This window comes from Roseomonas sp. AR75, from assembly GCF_005222815.1.
Taxonomy (GTDB): Bacteria; Pseudomonadota; Alphaproteobacteria; order Acetobacterales; family Acetobacteraceae; genus Falsiroseomonas.
Genome location: NZ_STGB01000001.1, coordinates 1,113,974 through 1,126,282, shown reverse-complemented (window position 1 = coordinate 1,126,282; position 12,309 = coordinate 1,113,974). Strand labels below are relative to the sequence as shown.

The following is a 12,309-nucleotide window of genomic DNA, read 5'->3' as shown; positions in this document are numbered from 1 at the left end:
ACAAAGGAGTCCGCAGCATGCCCGGAGTGCCCGACGTCAGCCCCCGCGCCACCTGGCAGGAACTCGCCCAGGACCAGGACTCAATGCTTGTCGACGTGCGGACCGACGCCGAATGGAACTTTGTCGGCGTGCCGGACCTCGGCTCCCTCGGCAAGCAGACGGTGCTGATCCCCTGGCAGGTCTATCCCAGCATGCAGGTGAACGGCGCCTTCGCCGAGCATCTGCACCGCGCCGGCGCCACGCCGGGGACGAAGCTCTACTTCATCTGCCGCTCCGGCGCGCGGTCGCTGGCGGCGGGGCAGGCGGCGCAGTCGGCCGGCTTCCCGCACGCCTTCAACGTCGCCGACGGATTCGAAGGGCCGGTGGATGCCGAAGGCCATCGCGGCACCGTCGCCGGCTGGAAGGCCGATGGCCTTCCCTGGAGGCAGCGCTGATGACCACGCCCCTGCCGCTGAACACGGACTTCCTGTTCCGCATCCGGATCGCGGTGGAGCCCGGCCCCGCCTATCCCACGCCGCTCGGCGACCGCCGCATCGGCCTGGTGCGGAGCGGCACCTTCCGCGGTCCGGCCGCGAACGGCATCGTTCTGCCCGGCGGCGCCGACTGGATGACAACCGGCACGGATGGCGGCACGCGGCTGGATGTGCGCGCGATGCTGCAGGCCGAGGATGGCCAGATCATCGGCATCACCTACACCGGCATTCGCGCCGGCGCGCCCGATGTGCTGGCGAAGCTGGCGGTGGGCGAGGCAGTGGACGCCTCCGCCTATTACATGCGCACCGCGATCCGCTTCGAGACCGGGCCCGGGCCGCTGGAGTGGCTGAACCGCGTGCTCGCGGTCGCTGTCGGCCAGCGCCCGCCCGAAGGCCCGATCTACGACGTCTACGCGATCCTCTGACCCGTCCGTCGCTTTCGTCCGTTTGGCAATCCTTGGTTGATTGTTGATCGCTTTATCAATCTCCGGTAGTTGAATGCACAATGCATACCGGGGAGTTCCGGGGGCGTGTGGCTTGACCGACTGAAGAACCGCTTCCGCGGGCACCCGGCGGAGGCCGGTCAGGATTGGGTGCAGGCGCCGCATTCCATCGGGCCAGGCCGTGGCTTCCACGAAGGCAGCCTTGGGGCACCGATCGCCCCGGCGCTCCCGCAGGGCGTGACCCGGCCGTCACCCGCGCCGGCCGGCGGCCTTGCGCCGGCGGAGCTCCCCTTTCCCAGCACCGGCCCGCACGGCCACCGCGGGCGCATGCGCGACAAGCTGCTCAGCCGCGGCCCCGATGCCCTGGCCGACTATGAGCTGCTGGAGATGCTGCTGTTCCTCGCCATGCCGAAGGGCGACGCCAAGCCCCTGGCCAAGTCGCTGATCAACCGCTTCGGCAGCTTCGCCCGCGTGCTCGCGGCGCCGCAGCGCGAGCTGATGGAAACGCGCGGCCTCGGCCCGCATTCCGTCGCGGCCCTGAAGCTGGTGCAGGCGGCGGCGCTGCGCATGCAGCAGGCGGAGCTGATCGAGGCGCCGGTGCTGAACAACTGGGACCGGCTGATGGCCTATCTCAACGCGGCGATCTCCCGCGAGCGGATCGAGCAGTTCCGCGTGCTGTTCCTCGACACGAAGAACCGCCTGATCGCCGACGAGGCGCAGGCGCGCGGCACCGTCAACCACACGCCGGTCTACCCGCGGGAGGTGGTGAAGCGCGCGCTGGAGCTGCACGCGACGGCGCTGATCCTGGTGCACAACCACCCCTCCGGCGACCCAACGCCCTCGGCCGCGGATGTCGAGATGACCAAGGAGGTGAAGCGCGCCGGCGCCGTGCTCTCCATCGTGCTGCACGACCATGTCATCGTCGGCAACGGCCAGTGGTTCAGCTTCCGCCGGGAAGGGCTGCTGGGCTGATTGCCCGGCCTATCGCCGCGCCGCGAGCTGGCGGTTCTCCAGCCGCGACAGCAGCCGCACGCAGGGCCACAGCAGCAGGAAATACGCCACAGCGGCAACCACGATCGGCGTCGCGTTGAAGGTGATGCTCTGCGCCTGGCGGGCCTGGAACAGCAGTTCCGGAAGCGCCACGACGCTCGCGATCGAGGTCAGCTTCACCACCTCCAGCGTGTTGCCGATCAGGTCCGGCAGCACGTTGCGCACCGCCTGCGGCAGCACGATGAACACCCAGATCTGCCAGCGCTTGAGACCCAGCGCGCGTCCCGCCTCCCGCTGCCCGGCCGGCACCGCCTCGATCCCCGCGCGCAGGATCTCCGCGTAATAGGCGCCGGTGTTCAGCATGAAGGCGAGCGCCACGGCGCCCCACGCGCCGAGATCGAGCCCGGCGAAGGGCAGCCCGGCATAGAGCAGGATCAGCAGCACCAGCGGCGGGATGGCACGGAAGATGTCGATCACCACCACCAGCGGCCAGCGCAGCCAGCGCTCCCTGCGGGTGGACAGCAGCGCGAAGCCGAATCCGGCGCCGAGCCCGAGTGGCACCACCAGCAGGGACAGCAGCAGCGTCTGCTGGAAACCCATCCACAGGATCGGCAGCGCCGCGGCGGCGATCTCCGGGTTGAGGAAGGCCTGGACGAACTCGTTCATGGCTCAGCGCCGCCAGGCGAAGCGCGTCTCGATCCAGCGGCCGAGGACGACCACGGGAAAGAACAGCACGAGATAGGCGACGGCACCGAGCATGAGCGGCGTCGGGTTGCCCGAAAAGGCCATGGCCGATTGCGCGGCGCCCAGGATCTCGGAGACCGCCACGACGGAGCCCAGGGCAGTGCCCTTGGTGATGGCGATGGTGCGGTTGGTCAGCGGCGGGATGGCGATGCGGATCGCCTGCGGCAGCACGATAAGCCGCATCGTCGGCAGGAAATGCAGGCCGAGCGCGCGCCCAGCCTCCCACTGCCCCTTCGGCACGGCGCAGATCGACCCCCAGAAGATCTCCTCGGCGAAGGCCATCAGCACCAGCGTCAGCGCCAGCCAGGTGGCGGCGAAGCCGGAGAAGCCGATGCCGGCGGCGGGCAGGCCGAAATAGATCAGGACGATCAGCACCAGCGGCGGAAGGGCGCGGAACAGGTCCACCACGAAGATGATCGCCCAGTTCAGCGGTCGGATGCCGAGCGTCCGTACCACCGCGAGCAGCAGCCCGAGCGCCAGCCCGCTCACGATGATCAGCGCCGCGAGCGCGATGGTGACGCCGAGCCCTTCCAGGATCTTCGGCCAGTACTCCGCCGCGACCCGGGCGTTCAGGAAGGAAAACGCGAAGCCTTCCCAGCCGGTCAATTCTTGCTGCCCTCAGACGCGTCGTGCCGAAGGCACGCCTCCGGCCTGACGCGGCCGCTCCGCGGCCGAAGGCACGCCTCCGGCCTGACGCGGCCGCTCCGCGGCCTTGGCTTCGCGCAGGTCACTGTTCAGCCCGGCTCCTCGGTCGGTTTGTGCGCGGGCCGCGTTCCGGGACCCCGCACGCGTTGCGGAGCAACGCTGGCGGGAACCCGTTGCGGCCTCGGCCCGCCGAAAGTGCGGCGGGCCGCCAGCTCTCATGACGCCGCTGCTACGCTCAGCACCTCGGCTCGCGCGGGGTGGCGTCGTAGCCGGCCAGGCCGGGAACGCCGGTGCCGGGAAACACCGTGTTCTCGGCGTCGTCGGCCGCCGGTGCCACGCCGAACCACTTCTCCGAAAGCCGCGCGATGGTGCCGTCCTTCTTCATGCACTCCAGCGCGTTCTCCAACTGCACCCGCAGGGCCGTGGCGCCCATCGGCAGCGGCGCCGACCAATGCGCGCGCGTCTCGCGGATCACGAAATCGGGCACCAGCTGCGGCGTGCGGGTGGCGGCGTAGCGCACCACCGTGTTGCCGCCGAGATTGGCATAGGCGCGGCCGCTGACCACCGCCTGCACCGCATCGGGCTGGGTGTCGTAGGTCTGCACGGTGAAGCCGTAGCGCGCCGCATTGGCCTGCGCCCAGGCGTCATAGGCGCTGCCCTTGTTCACGCTGATCGCCTTGCCGCGGAGATCCTCGAGGCTGGTGATCGGTGCGGAGCCGCGGCGGATGCCGAACTGGAAGGCGGTGAACAGGTAGCCCTCGGTGAACAGCATGTTCGCGGCCCGCTCCGCGGTCGCCGTGGTGGGCGCGCAGAGGAAATCGTAGCGGCCGGCATTCATCGCGGGGATCAGGCCCGAGAAGCTGGCGCTGTCGATGGTGAGCTCGCGCCCCATGCGCTTCGCCGCCTCGCGGAACAGATCCACGTTGAAGCCTTGCACGCCGCCCTGCAGCGTCGGGAAGGCGTGCGGTGCGAAGGTGCCGTCCACCGCGCAGCGCAGCGGCGCCTGCCCCTGGGCGAAGGCGGGGCCGGCGAGGGCCATGGACAGAAGGGCCGCGGTGAGTGTCTGCCGCATCGTTGTCTCCCTGTTCGAACGGTGCGGCACGATTCCACCCCGCCCGGCCGGGCGCCACGCGCCCAGGGTGGAAATTACAGAGAATTCACCCGCGACGCGCCACAATCCGGCCTTTTCCGCGTCGCTTCGGCGCCAGCCTGCCTGCGTAGAAGGCAGAGCATCGCAGGAAGCCACTGCCATGGAATTCGCCGGAATGCCCCGTTTCGCCCTCGGCCTCGTCGTCCTTGGCCTGGCCTCGATCCTTCTCACCGTGATCCTGGTGATGGGGGATGCCACCCTCCCGGGCGGCCTGCCGCTGTTCGCTGCGGCGCTGCTCGCCGGTGCCGGCGGCATCTCCCTGGTCTGCGGCCTCTGGCTGCTCGAGCCGCGTCGGCGGGATCTCTCACCCGGCCTCGCGCAGCAGCGCGGTCAGCCGGGCTGAGGCGGATTCGAGATTGGCGATCAGCGCCTCATAGGCCTCGGCCACCTCGGTCAGCCGTCCGATCTCGGCCTTGGTGACGGGCGGGGGCAGGGCGGCGAGCTCCTCATAGATCCCGATGCGCTGGTGGAAGCCACGCATCAGCGCCGTCCAGCTCGCATCCAGGATCGCGTCGCTCCGCTCGGCCTCCATGTCCTTCAGGATTGCCGCGGCCTCTGCGCCGGCCTCGGCCATGGCCTTGCGAAGCCTTCCCCAGGCGGCATCGAGGCGCGCGTCGAAGTCGGCCTGGCTCGGCACCGGCAATCCGCGGCTGCGATTCGCGGCGAAGGCCTTGTGAAGGGCCGCGTCCCGCGCCGCGGCGTCCAGCAGGTCGGAGCGCGAATGCAGCCGCGCCGTCTCCGCCCATTCGCGCAGGTAGTCCGCCAGGCTGCGGCGTACGGAGCTGTTCATCAGCATCTGGAAGCGCGCGACCTCGGCATGCAGGTCGAGCAGGCGGGAGCGGAGCTGCCGCGCCCTTAGCGCGTCGTAGCCCGCCAGGCCCGTGCGCGTTGCATGCGCCACGCCGTCGACCAGGCCGGTGACGAGCCCGCTCGTCTGGCGCACGATCGCCGCGAGCCCTTCCAGGGTCAGCAACGCACCCGACATCCGCTCCTCCGGCATCCGCGCCGATTATGCCTGGCGCGCGCCGGGCGTCACGCCTTCTCCGGATAGAGCGCCAGCAGGGCCGCCTCGCTTGCCTCCGTGCGGCCGCGCTCGGTGATCAGGCCGGTGACGAGGCGTGCCGGCGTGACATCGAAGGCCGGGTTGGCGGCCGGGCTGCCTTCGGCGACGACGCGGATCGTCTCGATCCGGCCATCGGCAGTGCGGCCGGTCAGGTCGGTCACCTCGGCCCCGGCGCGCTCTTCGATCGGGATCTCCGCGACCCCGTCGCGCACGCGCATGTCGAGGGTCGAATGCGGCAGAGCCACCCAGAAGGGCACGCCGTTGTCGCGCGCCGCCAGCGCCTTAAGATAGGTGCCGATCTTGTTGGCGACGTCGCCCTGGCGGGTGACGCGGTCGGTGCCGACGATGCAGATATCGACCTCGCCATGCTGCATCAGGTGCCCGCCGGCATTATCGGCCACCACCGTGTGCGGCACGCCGTGCTTGACCAGTTCGAAGGCGGTCAGCGCGGCGCCCTGGTTGCGCGGCCGCGTCTCGTCCACCCACACATGCACCTTCATCCCGGCATCATGCGCCTGGAAGATCGGGCTGAGCGCCGTGCCGTAATCCACCGTCGCGAGCCAGCCCGCATTGCAGTGGGTCAGCACGTTCACGCGCTGATCCGGGCCCTTGCGCGCGGCGATCTCCTGCAGCAGGGCCAGGCCGTTCTCGCCGATCTTCCGGCAGGTCTCGACATCGTCGTCGCAGATCGCCGCAGCCTCGGCGTACGCCGCCGCGACGCGGTCGGCCGGCGCCATGTTGTGCAGCACGGCCCGCATGCGATCCAGCGCCCAGCGCAGGTTGATCGCGGTCGGACGGGTCTTCCCCAGCATCTCCACCACGCGATCCAGATGCGCGGTCGAGGCATCCGCGCGCATCGCCAGTGCCACGCCATAGGCCGCGACGGCGCCGATCAGCGGGGCGCCGCGCGTCTGCATGGAACGGATGGCATGGGCGGCCTGATCCACATCCGTCAGGCGCAGGATGTCGATGGCCCAGGGCAGCCTGGTCTGGTCGAAGATCCGGACGGACCAGCCGTCATCCTTGTCCACCCAGACACTGCGGTAGTGGATGCCGTCGATCTTCATCCGGGGCTCCTGTCAGGCCTGGGCAACCCTGCCCGCCTTGGCCGGTTGTTGGGCGACAACGAACGATCCGGGAGCCCATGCCATGCCTCGCACCCTGCTGGCCACCGCCGCCACTGCCCTGATGATGGCGATGCCTGCCTTCGCTGCCCCGCCGCCGGATGCGCGGCCCGCCTCCGAGATCCTGCGCGCCGTCGAGCAGCGACCGGATTTCGGGCATGTGCGCGAGTTCGAATGGGATGAGGATGGCTACTGGGAGGTGGAATACGCCACGCGGGACGGCGGTCGCGTGGAGTTGCGCCTCGATCCCCGCAGCGGCGAGCCGCGCCCGCGGCGGTAACGCGCATGCGCGCTGCGTCAGATCCGCTGATGCAGCGCGCAGACCAGCGTGAAAAGCCGCCGCGCCGTCTCGAAATCCAGTTCCACCCGCCCTGCCAGGCGCTCCATCAGCACCGTGGCACCTTCGTTGTGCAGGCCGCGACGGCCCATGTCGATCGCCTGGATGCGCGCCTCGTTGGCGCCTTCCGCGACGGCCTTCTCGTGGCTTTCCACCACGAGGTGATAGTCCTTGATCAGCCTGCGGAAGGGGCCGAGCGCCAGGACCAGCGCGTGCAGCGGCCGGTCCTCCGCATCCCGTATGTCGAGGATCAGCCGCCCCTCGCGCACCATGATCTGCAACGCGAAAGGCCCGGAGAGCCCCTTCGGCCGGAACACATTGCCGGCGAGAAGATCCTCGACGGCCTGCCGCCGGTCGGCCTCCGCATAGGGGCTCGGCAGCGGCTGGGCGTCCGGCAGGACGATGCCGGCGATGTCCTTCTCCGCCATGCGCGCCTGCTAGCGTCCGTCCGCCGCATCGCCGCCATGCTCGGCGCCGGTGAAGCCGAGCCGGGTCATCCATCCCACCGTGGCGCCCTTGATCGGGCGCAGCAGCAGGATGCAGGCGATGGTGAACAGCGGCAGCCAGACCATCATGTGCACCCACATCGGTGGCTGATAGGCCTTCTCGATCCACAGCACGGGCGGCACCAGAAGATGCCCGGCGATGAAGATGGTGAAATAGGGGGGCGCATCGTCGGCCCGCAGCCGTCCCAGTGGCGCACCGCAATGCGAACAGGCTGGGACGACCTTCAGATAGCCGTCGAAGACCTTGCCCTCGCCGCAGACGGGGCAGCGGTTGCGCGCCCCGCGCCAGACAGCGGTCCAGAAGCTGTCGGGCGGGGTATAGGGCAGGGCGGGTGCCGAGCGGGTGGGCTCCCAGCGCATATGGCGTTCCTTCCGGCATTGTTCGCCCCGATCAGACCGGGACGAAGGGCGGGGCGGAACATCCGCCCGCCATCCATCCACCGGAGAGGCAGCGCCGTTGTGCAGTGCATCATGGGGCTTTGGCAGGGCTCGATCAAGCTTGCCGTTCCGCCGCCGATGCCCGCACGCGCCGCCGCGCTCCGGTGTCCGCGTTGCAACGCGGCAGGCCGCCCTAGGTGAGCGAGAACAGCCGCCCGGCTCCAGGCATGGTCGGCGCGACGCCAGCCTGGCGCAGCGCATGCCAGTAGGTCACCGGGTTGGTCGCGAGCACCGGCTTGCCGAGCTCCGCCTCCGCCGCAAGCGCCACCGCGGCGAAGGGCAGGTTGGTTCCGACCTGCATCACGGCCTGCACATCCGGCCCGTCCAGTTCGCGCACCGCCTCGCGCAGCCTCTCGGCCGTGATGCGGCCGATCGCGGCCGGGCCGGGCGCGCGCAGCCCGAGCACCCGGGGCACCACGATCCCCGCTTCCTCCAGGAAGGCCCTCGCCGCCGCGTCGCCGGCGGGAAAGAACGGCGTCAGCAGGGCGACGCGAGTCACGTCCAGCGCCGCCAGCGCGGCCAGCGAAGCATGCGTCGGTGCCGTCACCGGGCAGCCGACGCGCGCCGCGGCCTCGGCCAGCAGCGCCTCGCCCGCGGGGCCGCCGCCGGCGAAGTTCTCCACCATCACGCCGATCGCGACATGATCGGGCCTGGCTGGCGCCAGCGTGTCCAGCGCGCCCATCAGCCCCGCCACCATGGCCGCCCGCACCTCGGCAACGTCCGCATCCGATGACACGGCGCGGTCGGGATTGGCGATGCGTGCCGTCGCATTCGCCACGCCATGCGGGCGCAGATCGGCCATCTCGGCTTCGGTCGTGACGTTGGTGGCCGGCACCACCACGCCCATCAGCAGGCGTGCCGCAAGGGTGAAACGGGCATTGAGCGGCGGTGTCTCCATCCGCACAGCCTGCCAGCCTGCAGCCGTGCCGGCCAGCGCCGGTTCCAACCGCATCGCGGCTGCCCTAGGCTCCGGTCCATTCCGCGAAAAGGACCGCCCATGGCCGAGCGCATCCTGGTGGTGAACCCGAACTCCACGCGAAGCTGCACGGACGGCATCGCAGAGGCGCTCGCCGGCTTCGCCGCGCCCGGCCTGCCGCGCTTCGAGGTGACGCAGCTCGACGACGGCCCGCCCGCCGTCATCACCTGGCGCGACTGGTTCTCCGTGGCCGAGCCGCTCTGCCGCCTGGTGGAGCGCGAGAGCGCGGCCGCCTATGTGATCGCCTGCGTCTCGGACCCTGGCGTGGATGCGGTGCGCACCGTCACCCGCGCCCCGGTCTTCGGGCCGCTGCGCAGCGCGATCGCCGCGGCGCTGGCGCGCGCCGACCGCTTCGGCATCATCGCCTTCGCCGAGCCGTCCATCCAGCGCCAGCGCCGCGCGCTCGCCGCCATGGGCGTGGAGGGCCGTGTCGCCGGCCACATCCCCATGAACCTGGCGATGGAGGTGCTGACTGATCCCGTCGCGCCGCGCGCGGCGCTTTGCGACACCGCGCGCCGCCTGGTCGCCGCCGGGGCGGAGGCGGTGGTGCTGGGCTGCGCCGGCATGGCCGGGCATCGCGCCGCCGTCGAGGCAGCCTGCGGCGTGCCGGTGATCGAACCTTGCCAGGCCGCCGCGGCGCTGGCGCTGCAGGCGGTGATCGCCGGCCGGCCGGCGCTCGCAGCCGCCGCGGAGTAGCGCCGCCGCTCAGCGCAGCTTGGGCGCGCCCGGCTTGCCGTCCCAGCTTTCGACGATCCAGGTGAAGGCGGTCGTCCAGGCGGCGTCGGTGTTGGGCGGCAGCTTGCCGGCCTTCAGGTCGCCGATGCCGACATCGGCAAGCTGCAGGTGCGGCCGCTCGCCGGGGCGGGAGACGAGGCCCTCATCGGCGCCGATCGCCTCCAGCCGGTCCCACATCGGCGCGTGCTTCTCGTCGTCGTCCCAGGACCAGCGGCCTTCGAGCGCGAGCACGAAATCCGCCGCCAGGCCGAACTGGTGCAGGCTCTCCCACGCCTGCACCGGCGTCAGGATGCGCCCGGGGCGGGACCGGCCGGAGGCATACAGGTGGTTCTGCCGCCAGGGGGCGCGCAGCCCCTCATAGATGCCGAAGGGAAGGCCCTCCGCATTCAGCCGCGCGACGGTGCGCAGCGCGCGGTTGCGGAACGCCGGGTGCAGCATCTTCGGATCGCGGTTCACCCGCTCGACGTTCCGCCATGGGAACATCTCCGTCACCTGCTGCGGCGGCTTGGCACCAGCCACCTGGCGGCGCAGCAGGCCCGCCGGCGCAAAGCCGCGATTGCCCTGCGGCGCCTCCACCTCCAGCCAGGCACTGCCGGCCTCGCCGATCAGCGTCACGGTCTGGTCCACCGGCAGGCTGCGCAGCGCCTTGTGCTCGGGGCCGGGCCCCTCGCGAAGCTCGGTCGCCGCGGCGACGCGGTACAGCACGGGATAGGGAGAGGGTGCCGACATCGGTGGATCCTGCGGAATCGCCCCTCCGTCTGCGGGAGGGGTCGGGGGAGAGCGACCGGGCAGCGCCCGCGCCGGCCCCATCTACCGCGCCGGCCTCACGGGTTCCAGACCGGCGGCGCCTCGCTGCCGACCTGGGCGGTGATCCGCGTGTAATGCTCCGGTCGGCGGTGGCGGGCGAAGTTGAAGATGGTGGAGCGGCCGAGCTCGCACATGCCGAGGTCGCATTCGGCGGTGATCACCTCGTCATCCCAGCTCGTCGCCTGGGCCATGATCTCGCCCTGCGGGTTGACGATGATGGAGTGGCCGAACAGCTCGTGCCCGTCCTCCGTGCCGGCCTTCGCCACCCCGACCCCGAAGCAGGCATTCTGGTAGCACCCGGCCTGGATCGAGAGGTGGCTGTGCGCCACGCGCAGGTGATGCGCCTCGAAGCCGCGGTTCTCCATGTTCAGGCTGGGCGTGTTGTAGCCGAGCATCACCAGCTCGACCTGCTGCAGCCCCAGCACGCGCCAGGCTTCGGGCCAGCGCCGGTCGTTGCAGATCATCATGCCGATATTCACCGGCCCAGCGCTGCCGACCGGCGCCCGCACCACCGGGAAGCCGAGGTCGCCCGGCTCGAAATAGCGCTTCTCCAGGTGCTGCACCTTGCGGATCGGGTCGTATTCCGCGTGACCGGGAAGATGGACCTTGCGGTATTTCAGCGCGATCCCGCCGGAGGGATGCACATAGATCGCCGTGTTGAAGCGGCGCCCGTCCGGCGTCTTCTCCGCGTAGCCCAGGTGGAAGCCGATGTTCAGCCGCTTTGCCGCGTCGAACAGCGGCGCGGTGGCGTTGGACGGCATCGCATGCTCGTACCAGCCATCGGCCTCGGCCAGGTCCTCATGGTACCAGCGCGGGAAGAAGGTGGTCAGGGCGAGTTCCGGATAGACCACCACCTCCGCGCCACGCCGGGCCGCCTTCTCCATCAGCGCGATCATGCGCGCCACCGCGATCTCGCGCCCTTCGGCCTTCTGGATGGGCCCCATCTGGGCGGCGGCGACGACGAGGCGGCGGGACGACATGCGGCACTCCTGGGGCTTGGCGCCGGACGATTGGGGGGCTGGCCAGGGCGGGTCAAGCCGCTCGCAATGGTGGTCCCGCTCGAATCGGATAGGCTTCAAGGCACGGCCCCGCTTGCAACCCGCTCACACCGCCGTTACCGAGCCACGCGGATTCACATCATGGGCGGGTCGCCGTGGCTTTTCTCCTCCGGGCGGCGTGCGTGCTCGCCATTGCCCTTGCATCCGCGGCTGCCGCGCGGGCCGCGGAGCCCGCCGCGGCGGCAGCCTGGTCCATTCCGACCTGGCGCGGCGCACCGCCGCCACAGGACCCGCGGAATGCGCGCGATGCGCTGCGGAACAGCCTGACTGGCTGGATCGGCACCGTCGCCAATGACGGCTACCTGCGGGAGATCGCCATCCAGCCCTGGAACTACGACTGGGGCGGCGACACCTTCTACGGCGCGTCGTACAGCCGTCGGCTGCTGCGCTTCTGGACCGACTTCACGCTGGATTTCGAACTGGGCGGCGGCTACCGCGCCGGCCAGACGAACTCGCCGGAGGCCTGGTACGCCTTCTATGTCCGGTACGATGGGTTCCCCTGGCGCAACCGCGTCTACACCAGTTTCGGCCTGTCCACCGGCATCGACTGGCTGAACACGCTGCCGCCGGTGGAGACGGGCACGCCGCAAAACCCAGAGCCGCACACCTCGAAATTCCTGCACTACTTCTCGCCGGAACTGGCCTTCAGCCTGCCCGACCGGCCGCAGGACGAGCTGGTGCTGCGCTACGCCCATCGCAGCGGCATGTTCGGCCTGTTCAACGGCGTGTGGGAAGGCTCGAACGTGCTGCAGGTGGGCTACCGGCGGCGGTTCTGAGAGACCTTGTGTGGACGGCCCCTTCGACGCAGGGCGTTGAGGCG

The 12,309-nt window shown here is 70.6% G+C and carries 17 protein-coding genes; 7 read left to right on the top strand and 10 right to left on the bottom strand.

What is annotated here, in order from left to right; genetic code table 11:
- Nucleotides 1-17: 17 nt before the first annotated feature.
- From E4T13_RS05320 to radC, 3 genes are all read left to right on the top strand, one after another.
- Nucleotides 18-434, top strand: a complete 417-nt coding sequence (locus E4T13_RS05320) for a rhodanese-like domain-containing protein (RefSeq protein WP_137177163.1) — start codon at nt 18-20, stop codon at nt 432-434.
- Nucleotides 434-898 (top strand): DUF3237 domain-containing protein, encoded by a 465-nt coding sequence (locus E4T13_RS05315; RefSeq protein ID WP_137177162.1) that lies wholly within the window; start codon nt 434-436, stop codon nt 896-898. Before E4T13_RS05320 ends, E4T13_RS05315 begins: the two co-directional genes overlap by 1 nt.
- 231 nt (nt 899-1,129) lie before the next feature.
- Nucleotides 1,130-1,888, top strand: coding sequence for a DNA repair protein RadC (radC, locus tag E4T13_RS05310; protein WP_408906388.1), 759 nt, complete (start codon nt 1,130-1,132; stop codon nt 1,886-1,888).
- Nucleotides 1,889-1,897: 9 nt separating this feature from the next.
- Here radC and E4T13_RS05305 read toward each other — a convergent pair whose 3' ends face one another.
- From E4T13_RS05305 to E4T13_RS05295, 3 genes are all read right to left on the bottom strand, one after another.
- Complete coding sequence (locus tag E4T13_RS05305; RefSeq protein WP_137177161.1) at nt 1,898-2,572, bottom strand: amino acid ABC transporter permease; 675 nt, start codon at nt 2,570-2,572, stop codon at nt 1,898-1,900.
- 3 nt (nt 2,573-2,575) lie between these two features.
- Nucleotides 2,576-3,256 carry an amino acid ABC transporter permease gene (locus E4T13_RS05300; protein WP_137177160.1) on the bottom strand — a complete coding sequence of 227 codons (681 nt, stop codon included), beginning with the start codon at nt 3,254-3,256 and terminating at the stop codon, nt 2,576-2,578.
- A 274-nt stretch (nt 3,257-3,530) separates the two neighbouring features.
- The gene (locus E4T13_RS05295) at nt 3,531-4,367 is read right to left on the bottom strand and encodes a transporter substrate-binding domain-containing protein (RefSeq protein WP_137177159.1); all 837 of its coding nucleotides are present in this window, start codon (nt 4,365-4,367) and stop codon (nt 3,531-3,533) included.
- A 178-nt stretch (nt 4,368-4,545) separates the two neighbouring features.
- Between E4T13_RS05295 and E4T13_RS05290 the strand changes: the two genes are divergently transcribed.
- On the top strand, nt 4,546-4,788 hold the full coding sequence (locus tag E4T13_RS05290; protein WP_137177158.1) for a hypothetical protein: 243 nt from the start codon (nt 4,546-4,548) through the stop codon (nt 4,786-4,788).
- On the opposite strand, the gene E4T13_RS05285 is transcribed toward E4T13_RS05290, so the two are convergent.
- Together E4T13_RS05285 and mtnA are read right to left on the bottom strand one after the other, a co-directional pair.
- Nucleotides 4,750-5,430, bottom strand: coding sequence for a hypothetical protein (locus E4T13_RS05285; protein ID WP_137177157.1), 681 nt, complete (start codon nt 5,428-5,430; stop codon nt 4,750-4,752). The genes E4T13_RS05290 and E4T13_RS05285 overlap by 39 nt on opposite strands.
- Before the next feature lie 47 nt (nt 5,431-5,477).
- Nucleotides 5,478-6,575, bottom strand: coding sequence for an S-methyl-5-thioribose-1-phosphate isomerase (mtnA, locus tag E4T13_RS05280; RefSeq protein ID WP_137177156.1), 1,098 nt, complete (start codon nt 6,573-6,575; stop codon nt 5,478-5,480).
- An 82-nt stretch (nt 6,576-6,657) separates the two neighbouring features.
- Between mtnA and E4T13_RS05275 the strand changes: the two genes are divergently transcribed.
- A complete protein-coding gene (locus E4T13_RS05275; RefSeq protein ID WP_137177155.1) occupies nt 6,658-6,912 on the top strand; it encodes a PepSY domain-containing protein in 255 nt (84 codons plus the stop codon).
- 17 nt (nt 6,913-6,929) lie between these two features.
- Here the strand turns inward: E4T13_RS05275 and E4T13_RS05270 are convergent, their stop codons facing one another.
- The 3 genes from E4T13_RS05270 to E4T13_RS05260 all read right to left on the bottom strand — a co-directional run bounded on the left by E4T13_RS05270 (nt 6,930) and on the right by E4T13_RS05260 (nt 8,865).
- Entirely contained in the window at nt 6,930-7,397 is a 468-nt protein-coding gene (locus tag E4T13_RS05270; protein WP_137177154.1) for a UPF0262 family protein, read from the bottom strand.
- Nucleotides 7,398-7,406: 9 nt separating this feature from the next.
- The gene (locus E4T13_RS05265; RefSeq protein WP_137177153.1) at nt 7,407-7,835 is read right to left on the bottom strand and encodes a DUF983 domain-containing protein; all 429 of its coding nucleotides are present in this window, start codon (nt 7,833-7,835) and stop codon (nt 7,407-7,409) included.
- 211 nt (nt 7,836-8,046) lie between these two features.
- Complete coding sequence (locus tag E4T13_RS05260) at nt 8,047-8,865, bottom strand: arylmalonate decarboxylase (protein WP_137177152.1); 819 nt, start codon at nt 8,863-8,865, stop codon at nt 8,047-8,049.
- Between the two features lie 45 nt (nt 8,866-8,910).
- Here E4T13_RS05260 and E4T13_RS05255 point away from each other — a divergent pair, with 45 nt between their 5' ends.
- A complete protein-coding gene (locus E4T13_RS05255) occupies nt 8,911-9,585 on the top strand; it encodes an aspartate/glutamate racemase family protein (RefSeq protein WP_137177151.1) in 675 nt (224 codons plus the stop codon).
- Between the two features lie 9 nt (nt 9,586-9,594).
- Here the strand turns inward: E4T13_RS05255 and E4T13_RS05250 are convergent, their stop codons facing one another.
- Together E4T13_RS05250 and E4T13_RS05245 are read right to left on the bottom strand one after the other, a co-directional pair.
- Complete coding sequence (locus tag E4T13_RS05250) at nt 9,595-10,353, bottom strand: SH3 domain-containing protein (protein ID WP_170984815.1); 759 nt, start codon at nt 10,351-10,353, stop codon at nt 9,595-9,597.
- Nucleotides 10,354-10,448: 95 nt separating this feature from the next.
- Entirely contained in the window at nt 10,449-11,411 is a 963-nt protein-coding gene (locus E4T13_RS05245) for an N-carbamoyl-D-amino-acid hydrolase (RefSeq protein WP_137177149.1), read from the bottom strand.
- A gap of 200 nt (nt 11,412-11,611) precedes the next feature.
- Here E4T13_RS05245 and E4T13_RS05240 point away from each other — a divergent pair, with 200 nt between their 5' ends.
- Nucleotides 11,612-12,265 (top strand): hypothetical protein, encoded by a 654-nt coding sequence (locus E4T13_RS05240; RefSeq protein WP_137177148.1) that lies wholly within the window; start codon nt 11,612-11,614, stop codon nt 12,263-12,265.
- Nucleotides 12,266-12,309 lie beyond the last annotated feature (44 nt).

Bases quoted from the DNA above. Each gene is read 5' to 3' on its own strand.
- E4T13_RS05255 (WP_137177151.1), top strand. From the start codon at position 8,911: ATGGCCGAGCGCATCCTGGTGGTGAACCCGAACTCCACGCGAAGCTGC.
- mtnA (WP_137177156.1), bottom strand. From the start codon at position 6,575: ATGAAGATCGACGGCATCCACTACCGCAGTGTCTGGGTGGACAAGGAT.
- E4T13_RS05250 (WP_170984815.1), bottom strand. From the start codon at position 10,353: ATGTCGGCACCCTCTCCCTATCCCGTGCTGTACCGCGTCGCCGCGGCG.
- E4T13_RS05275 (WP_137177155.1), top strand. From the start codon at position 6,658: ATGCCTCGCACCCTGCTGGCCACCGCCGCCACTGCCCTGATGATGGCG.
- E4T13_RS05305 (WP_137177161.1), bottom strand. From the start codon at position 2,572: ATGAACGAGTTCGTCCAGGCCTTCCTCAACCCGGAGATCGCCGCCGCG.
- E4T13_RS05295 (WP_137177159.1), bottom strand. From the start codon at position 4,367: ATGCGGCAGACACTCACCGCGGCCCTTCTGTCCATGGCCCTCGCCGGC.
- E4T13_RS05265 (WP_137177153.1), bottom strand. From the start codon at position 7,835: ATGCGCTGGGAGCCCACCCGCTCGGCACCCGCCCTGCCCTATACCCCG.
- E4T13_RS05315 (WP_137177162.1), top strand. From the start codon at position 434: ATGACCACGCCCCTGCCGCTGAACACGGACTTCCTGTTCCGCATCCGG.
- E4T13_RS05285 (WP_137177157.1), bottom strand. From the start codon at position 5,430: ATGTCGGGTGCGTTGCTGACCCTGGAAGGGCTCGCGGCGATCGTGCGC.
- E4T13_RS05320 (WP_137177163.1), top strand. From the start codon at position 18: ATGCCCGGAGTGCCCGACGTCAGCCCCCGCGCCACCTGGCAGGAACTC.
- E4T13_RS05290 (WP_137177158.1), top strand. From the start codon at position 4,546: ATGGAATTCGCCGGAATGCCCCGTTTCGCCCTCGGCCTCGTCGTCCTT.
- E4T13_RS05260 (WP_137177152.1), bottom strand. From the start codon at position 8,865: ATGCGGTTGGAACCGGCGCTGGCCGGCACGGCTGCAGGCTGGCAGGCT.
- E4T13_RS05245 (WP_137177149.1), bottom strand. From the start codon at position 11,411: ATGTCGTCCCGCCGCCTCGTCGTCGCCGCCGCCCAGATGGGGCCCATC.
- E4T13_RS05270 (WP_137177154.1), bottom strand. From the start codon at position 7,397: ATGGCGGAGAAGGACATCGCCGGCATCGTCCTGCCGGACGCCCAGCCG.